This window comes from Bradyrhizobium guangdongense, assembly GCF_006483445.1.
Lineage (GTDB): Bacteria > Pseudomonadota > Alphaproteobacteria > Rhizobiales > Xanthobacteraceae > Bradyrhizobium > Bradyrhizobium guangdongense_A.
In genome coordinates this window covers 1-1,228 of record NZ_PPPT01000159.1, presented here as the reverse complement: position 1 = coordinate 1,228, position 1,228 = coordinate 1, and the positions used below count along the sequence as shown (strand labels likewise).

Below are 1,228 nucleotides of genomic sequence, written 5' to 3'. Positions count from 1 at the left end.
CGTGCCCACCATCTTTCCTCACCGTTTGGTAGAAGAGCTGGGCACGCTTCGCGTGGGCTATCCTACGCATCCGCATCCACTGGTTGTGGCAACATCTCGATCAGGCCGTCGATCTCCGCACTAGGTCGAGATAGCCAGCCTGCATCGAATTCTTTGCCTCTATGCCTGCGAAAATAGACCTCGGCCCTTGGCTGCGAGAACAGGCATAGGAAGGTCGTCGTCTCGTCGGAATGTTCAAGCATCGCGACGTATGATGCGCCTACTGCTGGATCGGGGCTCCGCTTCCATCCCTTTTCATTCGAACGAAACCAGGTCTCTAGCTTGCTCAACTGGAGATCAGACAATGGGTGCTCTGCCCGACCTACTCCACGGACCAGAGGAGCGACGCAGGGGGCAGGGGGCCGTCGAAACGGCTCGATCATAACGGCCAGCAGAAGCACCGCCGCTTCGAACATTGCCCTCATTGGTCAGCCACAGCCATTGTGCCTTCAGAAGGGACTTTGGGTCGAGATGGAGATCCGTAGCCCTGATGGAGCGGAACGAAATCCGGGATTGGTGACGTGTGTGAGACAGTCGTGGAATGCGCTGCGCTACATCTGGGCCAGCCCTGAGCACGGTCGATCTCTCACGCGCTGTCGCGTCGGTTGGGAGTGCATTCGGTGAACCCGCGATTCGAACGTCCTTCATGCAGCAGTCTGCGCTTGAAGATCAGTTGGGTCAGGGCCGTATTCGTTTTGACCTTTTGTGCCAGGCAGTAGGCCAAGCTCTATGATAGTCCACGCAAACAGTCCGAAAGCCACTATGCTGAAAACGTTCCTCGCGTCTGACACACGACCAGCGATTTCGCAGGCAGTCGGGCCGAGATAAAGGGGTAGCAGCCACCAACCGCTCTTGCCACGGTCATGTAGTCGCTTACGGCCCACCGCAATGTTCGAATTCAAGGCAAGCAGTCCGACGATCAACCAGAGACAGATCATCAAGTAAGGCAGCCACCCGAGCAGGAACGAAAGTATGAAGAGCGCGACATAAGCGATGGCCCATAGCAGCCAGGAGAGCCAATAACTTGATCTCGTGATACGCCCATCGAAATTGAAAAGGAGGTCGAATGCTCGCGAGCGGCCGTCCGGAGTCAGGAAAAGGTCGACAACGCGCATTCTCATTCTCCTGTAGTATCGACGCATCGATACACGTATTCGGAGAAGGGGCCAAGCCCCGTAGCCCGGATGGA

1 protein-coding gene is annotated in these 1,228 nt (G+C 56.7%); it reads right to left on the bottom strand.

What is annotated here, in order from left to right:
• Positions 1–683: 683 nt before the first annotated feature.
• On the bottom strand, positions 684–1,154 hold the full coding sequence (locus C2U70_RS22750; protein WP_186294414.1) for a DUF805 domain-containing protein: 471 nt from the start codon (positions 1,152–1,154) through the stop codon (positions 684–686).
• Positions 1,155–1,228 lie beyond the last annotated feature (74 nt).

Coding starts and splice junctions, on each gene's coding strand:
- C2U70_RS22750 (WP_186294414.1), bottom strand. CDS start 1,154: ATGCGCGTTGTCGACCTTTTCCTGACTCCGGACGGCCGCTCGCGAGCA.